General features: G+C 60.8%; 17 protein-coding genes. 8 read left to right on the top strand and 9 right to left on the bottom strand.

Annotated elements, in window-relative coordinates:
- Positions 1 to 2: 2 nt before the first annotated feature.
- Complete coding sequence (locus tag BEN48_RS05440; protein ID WP_070733576.1) at positions 3 to 1,073, bottom strand: hypothetical protein; 1,071 nt, start codon at positions 1,071 to 1,073, stop codon at positions 3 to 5.
- Positions 1,074 to 1,077: 4 nt separating this feature from the next.
- Positions 1,078 to 1,638: an RNA polymerase sigma factor gene (locus tag BEN48_RS05445; RefSeq protein WP_083320781.1), complete on the bottom strand. Its 561-nt coding sequence runs from the start codon at positions 1,636 to 1,638 to the stop codon at positions 1,078 to 1,080.
- Positions 1,639 to 1,844: 206 nt separating this feature from the next.
- Between BEN48_RS05445 and BEN48_RS05450 the strand changes: the two genes are divergently transcribed.
- Both BEN48_RS05450 and BEN48_RS05455 read left to right on the top strand, forming a co-directional pair.
- Positions 1,845 to 2,825, top strand: coding sequence for an ABC transporter ATP-binding protein (locus tag BEN48_RS05450; protein ID WP_070733578.1), 981 nt, complete (start codon positions 1,845 to 1,847; stop codon positions 2,823 to 2,825).
- Positions 2,826 to 3,179: 354 nt separating this feature from the next.
- Positions 3,180 to 3,686: a hypothetical protein gene (locus BEN48_RS05455; RefSeq protein ID WP_125932491.1), complete on the top strand. Its 507-nt coding sequence runs from the start codon at positions 3,180 to 3,182 to the stop codon at positions 3,684 to 3,686.
- A 22-nt stretch (positions 3,687 to 3,708) separates the two neighbouring features.
- Here the strand turns inward: BEN48_RS05455 and BEN48_RS05460 are convergent, their stop codons facing one another.
- Both BEN48_RS05460 and BEN48_RS05465 read right to left on the bottom strand, forming a co-directional pair.
- Positions 3,709 to 4,068: a CoA-binding protein gene (locus tag BEN48_RS05460; protein ID WP_070733580.1), complete on the bottom strand. Its 360-nt coding sequence runs from the start codon at positions 4,066 to 4,068 to the stop codon at positions 3,709 to 3,711.
- A gap of 224 nt (positions 4,069 to 4,292) precedes the next feature.
- Positions 4,293 to 5,861: an NAD(P)/FAD-dependent oxidoreductase gene (locus BEN48_RS05465; protein ID WP_070733581.1), complete on the bottom strand. Its 1,569-nt coding sequence runs from the start codon at positions 5,859 to 5,861 to the stop codon at positions 4,293 to 4,295.
- A gap of 155 nt (positions 5,862 to 6,016) precedes the next feature.
- Between BEN48_RS05465 and BEN48_RS05470 the strand changes: the two genes are divergently transcribed.
- A complete protein-coding gene (locus tag BEN48_RS05470; protein ID WP_094122926.1) occupies positions 6,017 to 7,339 on the top strand; it encodes an MFS transporter in 1,323 nt (440 codons plus the stop codon).
- Between the two features lie 101 nt (positions 7,340 to 7,440).
- Here BEN48_RS05470 and BEN48_RS05475 read toward each other — a convergent pair whose 3' ends face one another.
- Together BEN48_RS05475 and BEN48_RS05480 are read right to left on the bottom strand one after the other, a co-directional pair.
- Positions 7,441 to 7,710 (bottom strand): hypothetical protein, encoded by a 270-nt coding sequence (locus BEN48_RS05475; RefSeq protein WP_070733583.1) that lies wholly within the window; start codon positions 7,708 to 7,710, stop codon positions 7,441 to 7,443.
- A 136-nt stretch (positions 7,711 to 7,846) separates the two neighbouring features.
- Positions 7,847 to 8,869: a tryptophan 2,3-dioxygenase family protein gene (locus tag BEN48_RS05480; RefSeq protein ID WP_070733584.1), complete on the bottom strand. Its 1,023-nt coding sequence runs from the start codon at positions 8,867 to 8,869 to the stop codon at positions 7,847 to 7,849.
- A 274-nt stretch (positions 8,870 to 9,143) separates the two neighbouring features.
- Between BEN48_RS05480 and sdaAB the strand changes: the two genes are divergently transcribed.
- From sdaAB to BEN48_RS05505, 5 genes are all read left to right on the top strand, one after another.
- Positions 9,144 to 9,824 (top strand): L-serine ammonia-lyase, iron-sulfur-dependent subunit beta, encoded by a 681-nt coding sequence (sdaAB, locus tag BEN48_RS05485; RefSeq protein ID WP_070733585.1) that lies wholly within the window; start codon positions 9,144 to 9,146, stop codon positions 9,822 to 9,824.
- A gap of 70 nt (positions 9,825 to 9,894) precedes the next feature.
- A complete protein-coding gene (locus tag BEN48_RS05490) occupies positions 9,895 to 11,448 on the top strand; it encodes a TolC family protein (protein WP_083320782.1) in 1,554 nt (517 codons plus the stop codon).
- A 100-nt stretch (positions 11,449 to 11,548) separates the two neighbouring features.
- Positions 11,549 to 12,940: an efflux RND transporter periplasmic adaptor subunit gene (locus tag BEN48_RS05495; RefSeq protein WP_070733587.1), complete on the top strand. Its 1,392-nt coding sequence runs from the start codon at positions 11,549 to 11,551 to the stop codon at positions 12,938 to 12,940.
- A 111-nt stretch (positions 12,941 to 13,051) separates the two neighbouring features.
- Positions 13,052 to 14,041, top strand: a complete 990-nt coding sequence (locus BEN48_RS05500) for an NAD(P)H-dependent glycerol-3-phosphate dehydrogenase (RefSeq protein WP_094122928.1) — start codon at positions 13,052 to 13,054, stop codon at positions 14,039 to 14,041.
- Positions 14,042 to 14,080: 39 nt separating this feature from the next.
- Positions 14,081 to 14,509, top strand: a complete 429-nt coding sequence (locus BEN48_RS05505) for an EamA family transporter (RefSeq protein ID WP_070733588.1) — start codon at positions 14,081 to 14,083, stop codon at positions 14,507 to 14,509.
- Positions 14,510 to 14,555: 46 nt separating this feature from the next.
- Here BEN48_RS05505 and BEN48_RS05510 read toward each other — a convergent pair whose 3' ends face one another.
- From BEN48_RS05510 to BEN48_RS05520, 3 genes are all read right to left on the bottom strand, one after another.
- A complete protein-coding gene (locus BEN48_RS05510; protein ID WP_125932492.1) occupies positions 14,556 to 16,298 on the bottom strand; it encodes a hypothetical protein in 1,743 nt (580 codons plus the stop codon).
- A gap of 69 nt (positions 16,299 to 16,367) precedes the next feature.
- A complete protein-coding gene (locus BEN48_RS05515) occupies positions 16,368 to 16,949 on the bottom strand; it encodes a Maf family protein (protein WP_070733590.1) in 582 nt (193 codons plus the stop codon).
- Positions 16,946 to 18,265 carry a DUF1015 domain-containing protein gene (locus BEN48_RS05520; protein ID WP_070733591.1) on the bottom strand — a complete coding sequence of 440 codons (1,320 nt, stop codon included), beginning with the start codon at positions 18,263 to 18,265 and terminating at the stop codon, positions 16,946 to 16,948. The genes BEN48_RS05515 and BEN48_RS05520 overlap by 4 nt, the downstream gene beginning before the upstream one ends.
- Positions 18,266 to 18,279: the final 14 nt, after the last annotated feature.

Genomic DNA, 18,279 nt, shown 5'->3' on the forward strand with positions numbered 1-18,279 from the left:
AATTAGAGTTGAATGGACTTGGTTAGGGTGCGGCCTGCAAAGGTGGCCTGCACGGTCACGTTCTGGGGCAGGCCCGTGGCCTCGGCCAGGCTCACCCGCTCGCCCCGCACAAGGTTGCCGGCTTGCTGGAGCAGGCGGCTGCCCAGGCGGCGGCGCTCATCGGGCGCCTCCATGGCAGCGACCATGCTGGTGTTCCGACTGGGCCGCACTTCGGGGTCGCCACCGTTGCGTACATCCACCGTAATGATTTTGGCGGCGGCCACGCTGTTGGCGGGTACTGTGCTGGCGGGGACGATTTCCGCCGCCGGCGCAGGTTTGGAGTTGCTGGCCACTACTGGCTCTGGCCTGGTAGCCGGCACCTGCTCGTCAGCAGGAGTGGCAGGGGCCGGGCGGCTGGCCGGCCGAGTAGCAGTCTTGGCTACCAGGGGAGCGGGGGCGGGGGCCGCGTCCGGCCGCCGGTTCACTCCTTGCAAGTAGCGAGGCGACTGCTCGGAAGCAAACATCCTGGCCTTTGGTGCGGTAGATGCCACCTCGGCGGGGCGGGTTGCCTGAGGCGTAGAAATATTTTGTTGTGAAGCTGAAAGTGCGCTGATTACTGGCTCCTGGGCGTTTTTAATGATTGCAAGCTCATCCGCGGCCTTGCTGGGTTGGGTGTCGGCGGCACCGGCTGCTGGCGTAGTGCCGCGTACCGCTACCGGAGTGGTGCGGCTGGGCTGCGTGGCCACGGTACCCGCTGGCGCATTGCCCGAAGGAAAGCCCAGCCACAGGCCCGCGCCGCCCACCACCAGCAGCAGGGCCACGGCCGCGGCCAGCGCCATGGGCCACCACGCGGCGGCGCGCCGCTTTTTGGGGCGCAGGTGCTCATCTTCGAGGCGCTCCCAGAGTTCGCGGGCGGGCGGCGTGGCGTGGCCATTCAGCCCTTGCTGGAACAGGTGGTCTAGGCGCTCGGGGCCGGGGGCAGCCGCGTCGGCGGCGGGCTGCGCCTGCAGGCGCGCCCACAGGTCGTCGGCGGGCGGGGTGGGGTGCCCGTCCAGCTGCTGCCGGAATAAATCGTCTATATCTTCAGGAGGCATAATGTTAATTACTGATAATGGCGGAAAACTGCACCCGACGCTGGAGCATGGCGCGGGCCTTGCTCAACTGCGACTTGCTGGTGCCTTCGGTGATGCCCAGCAGCTCAGCAATTTCCTGATGGCCGTAGCCTTCCAGGGCGTAGAGGTTGAACACTGTGCGGTAGCCCACGGGCAGGGTGGCCAGCAGGCCCATCAGGTCCTCGGCCTGCAGCTGCGTGTCGGCGGTGGCGGCGGTCACGGCCAGGTTCTCGGGCTGCGCAAAGTCTTCAAACGATACGGTCATCATCTCGCGTTGGCGCAGTTGCATCAGGGATTCGTTTACCATAATGCGCCGCACCCAGCCCTCGAAACTGCCCTCGAAGCGGTAGTTGGGCAGGGCCCGAAACATCTTGGCAAACCCCAGGATGAGGGCTTCTTCGGCATCTTCGCGCCGCTTAAGGTAGCGGCGGCACACGGTCAGCATCAGCCCGGCCAGGCGGTCGTAGAGCTGGCGCTGGGCCCGGTGCTCGCCCCGTACGCACGCAGCGATGAGTTCGGCTTCGGTGGTCACGGTAAGAGTAGGCAATGCGCAGAAAAGCTGGTGAGAGTAAGCGGCAGATGCGAAAGTAGGAAGCAGGGTTGCCCGGGAGCTAAAAAACTTTCCCGGCCGCGTCAGGTCATTGCATCTGTAGGCCCGCTACCGCGCCCGTGGGTAGCTTGCGGGCTGCCAGACACCACCGGCCAGCCCTTAGTCGAGAATAATTCGGGCCGTTTTTGCAGTTTTTATCCCGTATGGAGTTGCTTTCAGTATCAGGCATCAGCTTAGCGGAGCGCGGGCAGGAGGTGCTGCAGTCCATCAGTTTTACGCAGCAGGCAGGCCAGAAGCTGGCCCTGGTTGGCGAGTCGGGCACGGGCAAAAGCACATTGCTGCAAGTCATTGCGGGCCTCATTCAACCCAGTGCGGGCACCGTACTGGTGCAGGGCCAGCGCGTGCGCGGCCCCGCCGACACGCTGTTGCCCGGCCATCCCGGCGTGGCTTACCTCACCCAGACCTCGGAACTGCCGCACTCCCTGCGCGTGGAACAGGTGCTGCGCTACGCCAACAAGCAGCCCCCCGCCGACGCCCAGTCCCTGTACCAGCTTTGCCGCATCGACCACCTCCTGGCGCGGCGCACCGACCAGCTCTCCGGGGGCGAGCAGCAGCGCGTGGCCCTGGCGCGCCTGTTGCTCAGCACCCCGCAGCTGCTGCTGCTGGATGAGCCCTACTCCAACCTGGACCGGACGCATAAGCAGGTACTGCAGCAGGTAATAGCGGACGTGAGCTCGCGCCTGGGCATCACCACCCTGCTGGTTTCGCACGACTCCGCCGACATCCTGTCCTGGGCCGACAGCATCCTTGTGCTGCGCAAAGGCCACATTGTGCAGCAGGACACCCCCGAACGAATTTATTACCAGCCAGCCAACGAGTACACCGCCGCGTTATTCGGCGATTACAGCCTGGTGCGCGGCACCGACCGCCAGGCCCTGAAGCCCGTGAGCGCGCGCCGGGCGGCTGCCACGGTGCTGCTGGTGCGCCCGGAGCAGTTCCAGTTGAAATCAGTAAAAAAAGGTAACCTCCGGGGTATCGTGAGAAGCGTTCAATTCTTCGGCAGCTATTATGAGTTGGAGGTGGAACTGCCGGAATCAATTGTGAGAGTGCGAGCCGAAAAAGATGCCCACCGGCCCGGTACCGCCGTTTCGGTCTGCCTAAAGGCCGCGCGGGTTGGGATATGAAAGTGCCCAAGGCTAATAAGTAGCAACTCGCCGAATGGGGTTTGAATCGCCCGGCATGCTCAGTTAATGTGAAATTAACACAGAATTTACACGTCTTGATAGTAACGGTTTGAAGAAGCCGGTGCGTTACGGAAGCGCACTGTAACGGAAATAGATAATTCCAGCTTTTATAAATGACAAAAACTTATACCCTTAACTTTGAATTTATAACGCTATGTGAGCCAATGTTTTAATGGTTATTCCGGTTTAGATAAAATATTTAATTATCTTTTAATCATATTTTCAATGTTGTATATCACAGATAAAGTGGTTATTTGATTAGAATTACATTAGTCAATGCTTAACCAGAACCGCTTGTCGACTCAATCCTTGCCTACGCTTCCGTTTTTCCCGGTTACCTGCCGGGAAGGCTCCACGCTGCTGCGGGGCCGCACCCGACGGGCCCTGACGGCGGAGGAAGTTACCAAAACGTGCGAGGTCTTGCTGGCGGCCGCGTTGCGGCGCAGGTGTTCATTTTGGCTGCTCGACGGCCGCGTGAACACCACGGCGCACACCGCAGAGCTGCACGAATGGCTGCAGGAAGACTACTTTCCACGGGTGCGGGCGCAATTGGGCCACCCTCCGTGCATTGCCCTGCTCGTAGCTCCCTGCCTGTGGCATGATATGGCCAGCATAGGATTGGATGCGCCTGCGCAGTGGCCCATGTGGGGTGCCCGGGTTGGTTGGTTCAGGGAAGAGCGCGACGCCCTGGAGTGGTTGCGCCACCAGGGCGCTCAGGCACGCACCCGCCTGCAGCTAACTGGTGAAGAATGGCAGCCGCTCATCGCCGGCCAGTACCAGCAATTGTCGTTCAACTTTTAGCCCACGCCCCCCGGGCTGCGGTTTAATATTGGCCAATGGAAAGCAGGACCAGGGTGCAGGCCTCCTCTGTGAGAATGCCGCGTTCGTGCGCCAGACGCTCCAGCTCCGGATTTTCGGTGCCGGGATTAAACAGTATGCGGCGGGGCTTCAGGTCCAGAATGTAGTCGTACCAGCCCGGCTGATTCTGCGGCCCTACGTACAGCGTCACGGTGTCGATATCGGAAGACTCGGGCCGGTCGGTATGAATGTTCAGGCCGGCAACCTGGCCTTTACGAATGCCCACGGGCAGGACTTCGTGGCCGTGGTTTTTTAGCATGTGTACCGCCCGATAAGAATACCGAGCAGGATTATCAGAAGCGCCTAGAACGAGGGTCTTTTTCATATAAAGCAAAAAAACGGGGGTGAAGAGCTGAGAGTTTTGAGCGTCGCCCAGGACCGATATCCAAGGCTTACCGTTTGCGGCCGTCGCTAACTGCTGCGCCGGGCCTTTCAAAACTGCTTTATAAATACTCGTTCAGCACGCTACGGGTTATTAATTGCGCGCCATCGTTTGTGCCATAGGGAATTACCTGCCAACACCAACAAAAACCAACCACACCAGCAGCCCTAGGCAAAAACCGCCCGTACGGCTTCCGCGCACCGCTCGCCGTCCATCGCAGCCGATACGATGCCACCCGCGTAGCCGGCTCCCTCGCCGCACGGAAAAAGTCCCGCTACCACGGGGTGCTGCAGCGTATCCCGGTCGCGGGGAATGCGCACGGGGGCCGAGGTACGGCTTTCGACCCCCACAATCTGGGCGGCGTTGGTGGCAAAGCCCGGTATTTTGCGGCCGAAGTCGCGGAAGCCCTGGCGGAGCCGCTCGGCGAGGGCGGCACCCAGCACCTCGTCCATGCGCACCGAAACCAGGCCCGGCTGGTAGGAGGTTTCCAGCAGGTTGGCCGAAAGCTTATTGTTGAGGAAGTCCCCCAGCAATTGGGCCGGCGCGCGCTGGGTGCCACCCGCCGCCTGACAGGCGCGCTGCTCCACCGCTTGCTGAAACCGCAGGCCGGCCAGGGGGCCGTACTGCTCCACGTCCAGGTCAGACAGCTCCACGGCGGCCACAATGCCCGAATTGGCAAACCGGGAGTCGCGGCGGCTCGGCGACATGCCGTTTACCACTACTTCGCCCGGCGCCGTAGCCGCCGGCACAATAAAGCCGCCGGGGCACATGCAAAACGAAAACACCCCGCGCTGCTCACCCTGCACTTCGGTTTGGTGCACCAGCGCGTAGGACGCTGCCGGAAGCAAGCCGCGTTCGGGTCGCCGGTACTGGGCCTGGTCAATTAGCGCTTGCGGATGCTCTACGCGCACCCCCAGCGCAAAGGGCTTGGCTTCGATGAGCACCCCGCGGCGGTGGAGCAATTCGTAAATGTCGCGAGCCGAATGGCCGGTGGCCAGAATGGTGGCCTCGGCTTCCAGCACTTCGCCGCTGGCCGTCACCACGCCCCGCAGGCGGTTGTTGTCCAGGAGCAGGTCGGTCACGCGGGTGTCGAAACGCACTTCGCCGCCCGCTTCGATGATGGCCTCGCGCAAGGCCTGCACCACCGCCGGCAGCTTGTTGGTGCCGATGTGGGGGTGAGCATCTATCAGGATGTCGGGAGTGGCGCCGTGCTGCACAAAGCGCCGCAGCACCCGGCCCACATCGCCGCGCTTGGTGGCGCGGGTGTAAAGCTTGCCGTCGGAGTAGGTGCCGGCACCGCCTTCGCCAAAACAGTAATTAGAATCGGGGTTTACCAATTGCTCTTTGTTGATGGCGGCCAGGTCGCGGCGCCTTGCCCGCACGTCACGGCCGCGTTCCAACACTACGGGTTTCAACCCAAGCTCAATGCAGCGCAGCGCAGCAAAAAGGCCAGCTGGGCCGGCACCAATAATGAGCACGGCTCTCTTGGTTATATTAACATTTGGATAAACAAACCAAGGGCCCGCTAAATCTTTTGGTGTGCCAGATGTGTAAATATCAGCGCGCAGTCTTACAACAGCTTGCCGGCCCCTGGCATCAATAGAACGCTTGCGCAGGTGTATAAAATCGACTTCTCCGGGTTTATACCCGGCGTGTTCTAGCAAGGCTTCGTACCGGGCAAACTCATCAAAAGCTACTTCAGGGAGCAGAAGCGCTTCAATTTCATGTTTTAACATATGTGTAAGATGAAAGGTAGTTATCCTTTATATTAATATATGGCACTGGGCACCACCAGCACAAAGTTAGGAGCGGTGGATGAAGGTAGGCGGCGAAACGTTGGACAAACTGAAAAAGAGCACTTATACCGGCCAACCAAGTATTACTTTGCTGCATGATGTCCTCGCCCGTTCCCCACCAAACTGTTTCGCGCCTGCGCTCCATCGTCAGTGGCTCCATAGGCAACCTGGTGGAGTGGTACGACTGGTACGCCTACTCGGCCTTTGCTTTGTACTTCGCCCCGGTCTTCTTTCCCAAAGGCAGCTCCACGGCTCAGCTGCTGAACACCGCGGCCATTTTTGCTGTGGGCTTTCTGATGCGGCCGCTTGGGGCGTGGCTGCTGGGCATCTACGCCGACCGGCATGGCCGGCGGGCCGCGCTGCTGCTTTCGGTGCAGCTCATGGCGGGGGGCTCGTTGCTGATAGCCGCTACGCCGGGCTACGCCACCATTGGGGTGGCGGCGCCGGCCCTGCTGCTGCTGGCCCGATTGATACAGGGTATCAGCGTGGGGGGGGAATACGGCACCTCGGCCACCTACCTCAGCGAGATGGCAGGGGCCCGGCACCGCGGCTTCTGGTCCAGCTTCCAGTACCTCACCCTCATGGGGGGCCAGTTGCTAGCGCTTACGGTGCAGCTGGGCTTGCAGCGCAGCCTCAGCCCCGACCAGCTGGGCGACTGGGGCTGGCGCATTCCATTTGTGATTGGGGCCGTGGCTGCCATAGGGGCCTTGTACCTGCGCACCCACATGGGCGAAACCGCCGCTTTTGAAGAGCAGCAACGCGTGCGCGTTTCCGATGACCCCGAGGGTGAAGGGCCGGCTCCTTCGCAGGGCCAGATGCGCCAACTGCTCCAGCACCCGCGGGCGGTGCTCACGGTGGTGGGGCTCACCCTGGGGGGGACGCTGGCGTTCTACACCTTCACCACCTACGCCCAGAAATTCCTGGTCAACACCTCTGGTTTTTCCAAAGAGCAGGCCACCCTCATCTCTTTTGTGGTAATGGCCGTGGCGCTGCTGTTTCAGCCCCTGATGGGCGCTATATCGGATAAGGTGGGACGGCGGCCGGTACTGCTGCTATTTGGCATTGGCGCTACCCTGGGCACGGTGCCGGTGTTGCGGCTCCTGGCTTCTACCACCGATGCAGGGCTGGCCGCCGGCCTGCTGGTGGTCGCGCTGTTTGTGGTCAGCGGGTACACTTCAATTAGTGCGGTGGTCAAAGCTGAGCTATTTCCCACCAGCATTCGCGCTTTGGGTGTGGGGCTGCCGTTTGCCCTTACGGTGGCCATTTTTGGCGGCACGGCAGAATATGTGGCCCTTTTCGCCAAAAACCAGGGCGTGGAGGAATGGTTTTACTGGTACGTGACGGCGTGTGCTTTCCTGTCGCTGCTGGTGTACTGGCGCATGGGCGAGCCCCGTGCCTCAGGCCTCATGGATGACTAATCCCAGAAAACTAGTCTGACGCAACGGTTGGGATTCCATCGTTAACCAAAGTCCACGGCTGGTGCCCTTGCTTCCAGCTAATACCAGCGCTGCGGCCAGGCTTACTTGGCTGGAGTGATTTCAGTAGAAGGAAAGCCTTGGGTAAGCTTGCCCAGGTTGGTGTGGGAGCGGGCCGTGTTTTCATACACTTCGGCTACCATGCTCATGATGGCCTGTGCTACTTCCGGCGTGTGGCGGGCCACCGTTCCGCTCAGCACGTTGTAATAAAACGCCGCCAGGGCGTCGCCGTCCCACATGCTGCTCATGTTTTGGTGAAGGCTTTGCAGCTGGGCCAGAGAGGAGTCGATGTTCTTTTTGTCGGGTTGGGACATGGGGTTCGGCGGTTAAAAAGAAAAGGGCAGGTTCTCCAGTACGGAAACCTGCCCTTTTCGTGTTACAAAATGCGAAATATCTCACTGCCGGCCCTGCCCTGCACGAGCCTATATGCGGGGGGGAGTGGCCCGCTCACTATTTGTCCATGCGGTCGTTGCGCGCCGGGGTTTTGCCCGGAATCTCCTCCAGCACCTGTTCCACCCAGCCTTTGCCCCAGTCTTCCAGTTCCTGGGCGCTCCACAGCTGCGGGTAGAAAATGCGGCGCTGGAATTTGGGAGGCAGGTAATTGCGCCAGTTGGTGCCGCCCGTGGCCGGTACGTCGGTGGGGTTGCTCTGCAGGTAGCGCACCGCCGACTTGAAGTGCATCAGGGGCCAGTTCACGTTTACGCTGACGTCGAGCTGGCGCAGGGCGCGCAGCAGGCGCGGGTGCTGCTGGTCTTCGGCGGGCAGGCGCTGCACCACGGCCCACACGTTGCGTTCCTGGTAGGCCGCGGCGTGCCGCACGAGGTCGGCCGTGTACTTGCGCTCAAATTCTATCAGGGTAAGGGCTTTGGCACCGCTTTCCTCGATGGTGGCGCCGGCTTTCCAGTAGATGCAGCCCAGCATCTGGTCGTGGTCGTGGGCCGCGGCTTCGCCCAGGGCCTGGCGCTTGGCCTCGTCGGTGAGGTTGGAGAGGCTGGTGCTGGCAATTTCTATCATGCGGTACTGCACCGACTGAAACCCCGAAGCTGGCATGAGGGCCATGCGGAAGTCCAGGAACTGCTGCTTGTCCATGCCGTCTACCATCACATCAAACGAGTCGATGAGGTTGTCGAAATAGCGGATAATGCGGCCCAGGCGCAGCACCACTTCGCCCAGGGTGGGCTCGGTGAGGTTGCCTATCTGTTCGTATTCGCAGAGGCAAAGCTTGAAGTACAGCTCCGAAATCTGGTGGTACATGATGAAAATTCGCTCGTCGGGGATGTTCGTGAGCGGGCGCTGCAGCGAGAGCAGGGTGTCGAGCTCGATGTAGTCCCAGTAGTTTACGTATTTGGCGTGGTACAAGCCTTCGAGGTAGGCGGCCAGGTCTTGGCCATCGGGCGCGTACCTGGTTTGCAACAGGCGCAATTGCGCCAGTACGGCCGGCGAAAACTCGTCCGGGGAGGGGTGGTTGGGCATAGGTAATAGGGGGTGAGAGGGGTGGGAAAAGCCTGGGTGGGCCCGTGGCAAATATCGTTAAATTCCCGATGCAAGTCCGGCCCGCGCCCGGCCGCCGGTGGCCTACGCCGCAGTTGCTTGGATGTGGCGCATCTTTGCGGCTGAAGAGTGGTGCCCGCGGGCAGGGCGGCTGCGGCTTTCACTTTGCAGCAGGTAGGTTTGCCTGGTATTTGCCTCTCAGTCGGGGTAAGTTCTCTATTTTTAGCCCCATAACCTCAACCTCTGGCGCAAGCCCATGGCCGAAAAATCCAGCATCTTCGATATGATTGGGCCCGTGATGATTGGGCCCAGCTCCTCGCATACCGCCGGCGTGGTGCGCATTGCGCGTGCCGCCATCCGCATTCTGGGCGCCGTGCCCACCGAGGCCGTCGTCACGTTCTACAACTCCTTTGCTCGCACCTACGAAGGCCATGGCTCCGACCGCGCCATTGTGGCCGGCCTGCTGGGCTATGCGCCCGACGACACCCGCATTCGCACCGCGTTCGACCACGCCCGGGAGGCCGGGCTGCAGTTCACGTTTCAGAGCGTGGGCAATGCTTCCACCATGCACCCCAACACCATTAAGCTCAACCTACTGGATGCCCACACCGGCCACCGGGTGGAGGTAGTGGGCCAGAGCCGGGGCGGCGGCGTGATTCGGATAGTGGAGGTGGACGGGTTTCCGTCCGATTTCTCCGGCTCGCTCCACACGCTCATCATCGACGCGAGCGATGTGCCGGGCTCCATCGCCTTCATCGCTTCGGTTATTGCCCACGACGAGTGCAACATTGCCACCATGTTTGTGAGCCGCAGGGGCCGCAACGACGCAGCCCGGCAATTTATTGAAATGGACAGCCCCATCAAAGAAATAACCCTGTCGTATTTGCGGCAGCTGAACTGGGTGCAGCGCATTACCTACATTCCCACCTTGGAATGACCCCCGGGCGCTGTAATGCTTAGCGCCTTCCACCGATTACTATACCCAAGAAGCACCATTTCTCTGCAAGATGAAACGAGGGAATACCATGAATGCCCCCGGCGCGATGGCCGTGCTAGTGGGCGCCATGCTGGCCGCTGGGCCCGCCGCCCGGGCCCAGGCCCCCGCCACACCCCCGGCACCGGCCGCTGCGGTCCTGGGCAGCGGCGTAGCCGCACCCACTGGCCCCTGGACGCTGCAAAGCGCCGTGGACTACGCGTTGAAAAATAACCTCACCGTACGCCAGAGCGAGCTTACTGCTCAACAGCAGCAAGCGGTGCAGCGCCTCAACCGCGCCGCCCAACTGCCCACGGCGGGCCTCTCGGGCTCGCAGGGCTTCAACTTCGGCACCAACCGGGACCCGTTCACCAACCAGTTTCAGCAGCTGAACGTGCGCTCCAACAACTTCTCGGCCACGGCGCAGGCCACGCTTTTTGCCGGTTTCCAGCTCCGCAATACCGTGAAGCAGGGCGTGCTGGACGCGCAGGCCGCCCGCATCGACATTGAGAAAGCCCGCAACGACCTGTCGCTGAACGTGGCTTCTTCTTTTTTGCAGCTGCTGCTGGCGCAGGAACTGATTCGGGCCTCGGAAGCCCGCATGGGCTCGGTGCAGGAACAAGTAACACGCAGCGAGAAGCTGCTAAAGGCCGGCGCCGTGGCCGAGGGCAACCTCCTCGACAGCCGCGCCCAGCTTGCCAGTGAGGAACGTACCCTGGTGACGGCCCAAAACCAGCGCGACCTCGCCCAGCTTGCCCTGGTGCAAAACCTGAACCTTGACCCGGCCACGGCCGGAAGCTTTGAGGTGGTGGTGCCCGCCCTGCCCGACCCCTCCCAGTACGGGGCCGCTACGGCCAACGCCCTCGACCCCAACGCCACGTTCGAGCTGGCCCGCCAGCGCCTGCCCGAAATAAAAGCGGCCGACCTGCGCGTGCAAAGCGCCCGGCGCGGCATCGATATTGCCCGGGGGGCCTACTACCCGCGCCTGACCGTGGCCGGAGGCGTGCAAACCGGCTTCTCGTCGGTGCGCAACCAGACGGTGCGTGTGAACGGAGAGCCTATTGAAGTGCCGGTGTTGCAACGCAACCCCACCGCGCCGGGCGGCTATTCGTCCTCGCCCTTCGTGCTGCTCAGCCCCCAGACCACCTTCCAGACGCTGCCGTATAAGTTTTTCGACCAGCTGGGCGACAACCAGGGCGAGTTTGTGCAGTTCAACCTCAACATACCCATTCTAAACGGCCTGCAGACCCGCGTAGGGGTGCAGCGTGCCCAAATCAATGTTCAGCAAAGCGAGCTGCGCGCCGAGCAAGTGACGCTGCAGCTGCGCCAAACCATTCAGCAGAGCTTTGCCGATGCGCTGGCCGCTCAGCGCCGCTACCAGGCCAGCTCCCGGCAGGTGGACGCCCTCACGCTGGCGTTCCGCAACGCCGAAATCCGCTTCAACAACGGCCTGTTAAACGGCACAGACTTCAACATAGCCCGCAACAATCTTACCGCAGCCGAATCGGACATGATTCAGGCCAAGTTTGAATTTGTGTTCCGCCGCAAGGTGCTGGAGTTCTACGAGGGCAAGCCCCTGACCCTGTAACAGTTGTTCGTGTGCCCGGAGTGGGTCCTGGCTGCGGCTGGCATTGGCAGCGGGAACGAAAACGCATCTACAACTGACTTAAAACAACCGAACCATTAATATGAAAAACAACCGTTTACTCTTTATTCTGCTGGGCATTCTGCTGGTGTCAGTTGTGGGTTATATCCTGGCCAAAAAACAGGGTTGGATTGGCAAGCCCGCCGGCGTGGAAGTGTTGGTGGCCCAGGCCGGCCCTGCCAATATTGTAGAGAAAGTAAGTGCCTCGGGCAAGGTGCAGCCCGAGAACGAAGTGAAAATATCGCCCGACGTTTCGGGCGAAATCATTGAGTTGTATGTACAGGAGGGCGACTCCGTGCGCAAGGGGCAGCTGTTGCTGCGCATTCGCCCCGACAACTACCAGGCGCAGGTGGCCGTGCAAAGTGCTCAGGTGGGCACCCAACGCGCCAACGTGGGCCAGGCCCAGGCCCGTCTGCAGCAGCTACTGGCCAGCGCCAAGCAAACCGAGCTTACCTACCGCCGCAATGCTTCCCTCTATAAGCAGAAGGTGATTTCGCAGGCCGATTACGAAGCCAGCCAGGCTGCCTACAATGCCTCGCAGGAGGAAATAAACAGCGCCCGGCAGTCCATTCGGGCTTCGCAGAGTACCGTGAATGCCGCCTCGGCCTCGCTGGAAGAAGCCCGTAAAAACCTTAATAAAACGACTATTTACTCCCCCGTGAGCGGTACTGTGAGCAAGCTCAACGTGAAAAAAGGCGAGCGGGTAGTGGGGACCACCCAAATGGCCGGCACCGAAATCATGCGCATTGCCAACCTCAACAACATGGAGGTGCGCGTAAACGTGAACGAGAACGACGTGAACAACGTGAACATCGGCGATTCGGTGATGGTGGAGGTAGATGCCTACGCCAGCAAGGACCAAAAATTCCGCGGCCTGGTAACCAACATCGCCAACACGGCCAAAGACGCGCTGACGGCCGAAGCCGTAACCGAGTTTGAGGTGCGCATTCACCTGCTGCCCGAAAGCTACCGCCACCTGCAGCGCACCGTGGCCGGCAAGACCATTATGCCGTTTCGGCCAGGCATGACGGCTTCGGTTGACATCATTACCGACCGCAAGTCCGGTGCCCTGAGCGTGCCCCTGGCAGCCGTCACCACCCGCTCGGACTCGGCCAGCATCAAGGACCGCAAAGACCGGGACAATGCCAAGGGGGGCGCTGTTAGTGCCAACGCTTCAGCCGGCCCCAAGCCCGAGATTCAGGAGGTGGTGTTCATCATAAAAGACGGCAAAGCGGTCATGACGCCGGTGAAAACGGGCATCAGCGACTTCCAGAATATTGAAGTGCTGAGCGGCGTGCCCGCCGGTGCCCAAGTGGTGAGCGGACCGTTCCGGGCGGTGGCCAAAACCCTGAAAGACGGGTCTCTGGTAGACATCAAGGACGAGAAAACCCTCAACAAGGAGGCCCTTAAAGAAGAGGGCGGCGAAGACAAGTAAACCGCCACCTGTACCGATAATCACAATTTCAGGCCGTGCCAAAATCCCTCTCCTTAGAAAAGGAGAGGGATTTTACGTTCTTGCGGCTCTTTACTCACCAGCTCTGTACTCTTGGAAAAAATAGCCATGCTCGGCGGAGGCTCCTGGGCCACCGCTCTCACCAAAATTCTCAGCGAAAACGGTTCCCGCGTGGACTGGTGGCTGCGCTCGAAAGACGACGTGCAGCACCTGCTGCGCACCCGCCACAACCGCCGCTACCTCCCGGCCGTGCAGTTCGACCTGAACCGCGTGTACCCCAGCACCGACCTGGAAGATGCCATTGAGGACGCCGACTGGCTGGTGCTGGCCGTGCCCGCCGCTTTCGTGCAGCCGGTGCTCGACAAGCTGGGGCGCGACGCTCTCAAGCACAAGCGGGTGGTATCGGCCATTAAGGGCATGATTCCGGGCAAAAACCAGCTGGTTACGGATTACGTGGCCGAGCGGTTTAAGCTGAGTCGGCACCAGTTGGGCGTCATTGCCGGGCCGTGCCACGCCGAGGAAGTGGCCCTCGAAAAACAGAGCTACCTCACCATCGGCTCGCCCGATGCCGAGCTGGCGGAGGAGTTTTGCGAGCTGATGCGCAACCGCTACGTGCGGGCCCATCCTGCCACCGACTTAGATGGCATTGAGTACTGCGCGGTGATGAAAAACATCATTGCCCTGACCGGCGGCATTGCGCACGGCGTGGGCTACGGCGACAATTTCCTGGCCGTGCTGGTGAGCAATGCGGTGCAGGAAATCCGACGCTTTCTGCAGGTCATCAGCCCACAGCCGCGCGACTTGTCGGCCTCTGCTTACCTCGGCGATTTGCTGGTTACAGCGTACTCGCAGTTCTCCCGCAACCGCACCTTCGGGGGCATGGTGGGCCGGGGCTACACCGTGAAATCCGCCCAGCTGGAAATGAACATGGTGGCCGAGGGCTACTACGCGGTCAAGTCCATTCACGAGCTCAACAAAAAGATGAAGGTGAATATGCCTATAACCGAAGCAGCCTACAACATCCTTTACGAGCGGATTTCGCCGGCCGTGGAGATGGAGCTACTGAAAGAAAAGCTGCGCTAAAAAAGCAGGTCTGGCCGCAACCTCAAGCAATACTCCTCAATGAACTGGCTCCCGCTTGCTTTACTTACGGCCCTGTGCTTGGCACTCTACAACTTCTTTATCAAGCTGGCAGCTGGCCACATTCCGGCGGCGGTGGGAGCGGTGGTACTGCAGCTGGTGGCGGCTGGCCTCGGGGCTGGGTGGCTGCTGTACCTCAAGCTACAAGGCCAGCCGCTTAGCATCACTTCCAGGGGGGTGGGCCTGGCCGCATTGGCCGGTGTGGGCGTGGGGCTGGCCGAAATCCTCACGTTTGTGGTGTTTCAGCGCGGCGTAAATTCCTCCGTGGGTACCCCGGTTATTGTGGGCGGATCGGTGCTTCTGACGGCCGTGCTGGGGCTGGTGGTATTGCGCGAGGCCCTGACGGTACCGCAGGCCGGTGGCCTGCTTTTGATTGTAGCTGGTATCGCCTTGCTGGCGCGGGGGCACTAAATAGACAGAACCTGTCATGCCGAGGGCCGCGAAGCATTACAGCTTCTTAATGAAACCAGGGTTTGATGTTGAGCGGTAAGTTTGGGGGTACCTGGTAGATTTCCACCTCTTGATTCTGGAAGGCAGGCGGAAAGCCAAACAGTGGCTGGAAGTAACCCCGCTTGTTGGGAAATGCCACTACGTAGCGGTAGCGGGTTGCGCCGCGCTGTTTGCTGTCGATTTGCCACTGGCGTTCGGGCATTTCCGAGTGGGCATAAAACCGAAAAAACAGGTTGTGAGTAGGTTCCGGAATTAAGACCGGGCCCGAGGGCTGGCCAGCCAGCCACTGCAGGCCAGCGTGGTAGGCACCATTGCTGGCGCGTGCTACGGGATTTACGCGCACTACCGAATACGTTTCGTAGGCCACAAATACGGTGATGGCTAAGGCCAGAAGGGGCCGGAGCCGTCGGCGTGTTGCCTCGGCACTGTGGGTAAGCAGCCAGTCCAGCACCAGGCCCACCAGGATAAAGAAGAAAAACCCTTTGTAGAGCAGCACCCGCTCGGGCGGAAAAACGCGTTGCACTACAATGAGGGCGTAAGGGAAGCCCATGAACCAGAGCGCCGGCATGCCCAACTGCCACAGGCGACGTTCCACCGCCACGGGCAGCCGGTGCTTACCCGACAGGTACCAAAGCCTACCCACCAGCGCCAAAACCGGGATGGTAACTAACAATGGCCCCAACGTGCGCTGGCCTGCCAGGAAGCCCTCGTTGTGCCAGATGTATTCCGCGATGCCCGCCCAGAACCTGGCTGGCGTGAGGGACGCCACATAGCCATTGCCAAGCAAATGACCGGGCCCGGATACAAACAGGAGCGGTGCATAGAGTGCCACCGTGCCGGCCCCAATAACGACCCCCACCAGCACCGCCAGACCCAATTTTGGCCAGTCCCGGCGACGAATAATGAGTATGCCCAACCATGAAAACGCCGTTGCCAACACGTACACAAATGGCGGAACTGTATAGCAACCCAGAACACCGGCGACGGCCAGCGCCGCCCAGGCCGCCCGGTGGCTTCCCGTCTTCGCGGCCAGCGCAAGCGTGCTAAAAAACACCATCCCCGCAAAGCCAATCATCAACCAATAGCCCCGTCCCACGCCTGCATGGTAGAGGCTGAGCTGCAGGCAGCTAAACAATGCCGTGGCCGCCAAAGCTGCCCGGAAGCCCGCCAACCGAACCAGCCCGGCAAATAGAAACACCGTAACGCCCGTGCAGGTAAGCAGCACCGGCACCCGCATGGTCCACCAAAACTGCGGGCTGAGCTGGTAAAACAACACGCTGATGGCATTTGACAGGACGTGGTTGTTGGGAATTGGGTAATAGGCCGCTGTAGCCAGTAGCCCCTTGCTCACAAACACTTCGTACGACACGGCATCGTCGTATTCGGGATTATCGAAGCTGAAAAACACCCGCACCATTGTCAGCACTCCCAAAACCAGTCCCGCCCACAGGCGTTGCCTTCGGGTTAGGCTGATTAAGCTGTCAGTCAGCTGTTGCCAGAGCGTTTTGATTTCAGCCCCCAGCAACCGGAATTCGTGGCGGCTCCTGCTCGACGCAATGGCTAGGCCGAACACCAGGGAGAAAAGCAAGCCCGCGCCGGTCAGCACCTGTTGGACCTGCCTGAATTCAGCCGCTGAAAACTCCCTGATAGCTTCGTTGTAAAAAGGAAAGATTAGGTCCAGCGCCTGCACTTCGGCGTAGCTGGCCCGGCCCAGCACCAGGCCCGCGTAGCCGGTGCACAGTGCAAGCAAGCCAATCCCCAAAACCAGTAAAAACCTTATCACTGAATCAATTTTGATGTTGTGCCACTGCGCACTGATTTAGCTGTGGGTGGGCAAGGCGCCTAGCTTTTGCAACTCCTCCCACACCCGGTGCGTGGGCAGGCCCATCACCGTAAAATAGGACCCTTCGAGCCGGCTGATGCCCACCATGCCCAGCCAGTCCTGCGCGCCGTATGCGCCGGCTTTGTCGTAGGGCCGGGCGGTGGCAATGTAATGACTTATCTCGTCCGGGCTAAGGGCGCGAAAATGAACAGTTGTTTGGTCGGAGAATACCACCTGGCGTCCATCGCCGCAGCGTAGGCACACGGCCGTAAACACATCGTGGGCCCGGCCCTGTAGCCGCGTCAGCATGGCGGTGGCCTCGGCTACGTCGGCGGGTTTGTTCAGCACGTCGTCGCCAAGGCACACAATGGTATCGGCAGTGAGCACCACTTCATCGGCGGCCAAGCCGGGAATGTAGGCGGCGGCTTTGTGAGCAGCCAGGTATTCGGCAACTTCAGCGCGTCGCAGGTGGTCTGGAAAGTCTTCTTCCACCTCCAGCAGGCGGATTTCGTAGGTCAGGCCCAGGTCGGTGAGCAGCTGGCGCCGACGAGGAGAGTTGGAGGCAAGTACTAGTTTCACGCAGTAGGGGCTTGAAATATCCTGGCAAACAGGTTGCCCGTTTCCTCATCGGCAATGCTGCTGAACAGAAAGCCGCCGATGGTTTTGGGGTAAAAGAAGGTTGATTTAGGCGGCATTACGGCGCCCGAATGACACACGGCTTCTACTTCGCCCATGGTAACCTCGTTCACGATGAGCGCAGCCCGGGCTTCGCCGCGGTCCACGCGCTGCAGGCATTCGGTGAAGTTGCGCACGTAAGCCACGCCGGGCCAGGTCCGCTGGTTGTCGGGGCCCACAATCCCCAGCACTTTCTCGATGATGAAGAAGTGGAGCACGGTCAAATCCAGGTTTTTCACTTCCTCGGTGGTGTCCCAGTCAAGCAGCGCATGCGCCTCGGGCTTCAGACGCAGCTTGTAAGCCTGTCCGTCCAGGTAGAGGCCTAACGCCCAGCGCTTGCCTGCGATTATCTCAGGCAGGTCGTTGGCGTTTTCTTTGGGCAACACGGTGAAATATTCTTCGAGGCGCTCCAGCATTTCCTTACCCGTCAAGCCGGGTATGTCCAGCAGCAGGCGGTGCGTGGCCAGAATGCGCAGGTCGTCGGCCGCCGCATTGGTCAGGTACATCAGGTGGTAGTTCCAGGGTTCGTGGCCGGTGGTGTTGCCGGTTGCGGCGCGGGCATGCCGGTACGCCAGGGAGCCTTCGTAGCGGTGGTGGCCATCGGCCAGAATAACCTGCCGGGCTGCCAGAACCTCCTGGAACCGCCGGATAACGGCCGCGTCCTGAATAACGGCCAACACGTCGCGGGCGCCCTGGTAGTCCTCCTCGGTCTCGTAGAGCGGCGAACGCATGGCCTCGTCCAGGTAGGTTTCCAATTCAAAATCCTCGTCGCGGTACAGCCCATGCGTGGCACTGGTTTGCAGTTGGGTGCGGGCCAGTAGCTCCGCCCGGTCGTTTACCGAGGCCGGCAGGGTGTTTTCGTGCCTGAGCACCACGTCTTCGGCCCAGTCGTAGGCCCGGATGTGGCACATGAACCCCTTGCGACAATATTCGCGGCTGCTGCCGGGCAGCCGGAAGTACTGATAGTAGGCATAGATGCCGGGCAGCTGGTCTTGCCGCAGTATGCCGGTGGCTTGCCATTCCTGCAGCCGGGTCACAGCGGCCGCAGCCGGGTCCTGGGCCTGCGGCACCGAGAGGTGAATGGAGTTCAGTGGGTTGCGATAAAGAGCTTCGCGCTGCTTAGCCGATACTACGTCGAACAACGGTGAAACGTATTGGTCAATATCGGCGCTGAGCGTGGGGTTGTAGCGCCAGCCGCGCAGGGGTTGAATTTCGGCCACAGGGTGGGAGGGGT

Origin of the sequence: Hymenobacter glacialis (assembly GCF_001816165.1) — a bacterium.
GTDB classification, from domain to species: Bacteria; Bacteroidota; Bacteroidia; order Cytophagales; family Hymenobacteraceae; genus Hymenobacter; species Hymenobacter glacialis.

Bases quoted from the DNA above. Each gene is read 5' to 3' on its own strand.
- sdaAB (WP_070733585.1), top strand. From the start codon at position 9,144: ATGGCCGAAAAATCCAGCATCTTCGATATGATTGGGCCCGTGATGATT.
- BEN48_RS05475 (WP_070733583.1), bottom strand. From the start codon at position 7,710: ATGTCCCAACCCGACAAAAAGAACATCGACTCCTCTCTGGCCCAGCTG.
- BEN48_RS05460 (WP_070733580.1), bottom strand. From the start codon at position 4,068: ATGAAAAAGACCCTCGTTCTAGGCGCTTCTGATAATCCTGCTCGGTAT.
- BEN48_RS05505 (WP_070733588.1), top strand. From the start codon at position 14,081: ATGAACTGGCTCCCGCTTGCTTTACTTACGGCCCTGTGCTTGGCACTC.
- BEN48_RS05470 (WP_094122926.1), top strand. From the start codon at position 6,017: ATGATGTCCTCGCCCGTTCCCCACCAAACTGTTTCGCGCCTGCGCTCC.
- BEN48_RS05490 (WP_083320782.1), top strand. From the start codon at position 9,895: ATGAAACGAGGGAATACCATGAATGCCCCCGGCGCGATGGCCGTGCTA.
- BEN48_RS05440 (WP_070733576.1), bottom strand. From the start codon at position 1,073: ATGCCTCCTGAAGATATAGACGATTTATTCCGGCAGCAGCTGGACGGG.
- BEN48_RS05465 (WP_070733581.1), bottom strand. From the start codon at position 5,861: ATGTTAAAACATGAAATTGAAGCGCTTCTGCTCCCTGAAGTAGCTTTT.
- BEN48_RS05495 (WP_070733587.1), top strand. From the start codon at position 11,549: ATGAAAAACAACCGTTTACTCTTTATTCTGCTGGGCATTCTGCTGGTG.
- BEN48_RS05450 (WP_070733578.1), top strand. From the start codon at position 1,845: ATGGAGTTGCTTTCAGTATCAGGCATCAGCTTAGCGGAGCGCGGGCAG.
- BEN48_RS05480 (WP_070733584.1), bottom strand. From the start codon at position 8,869: ATGCCCAACCACCCCTCCCCGGACGAGTTTTCGCCGGCCGTACTGGCG.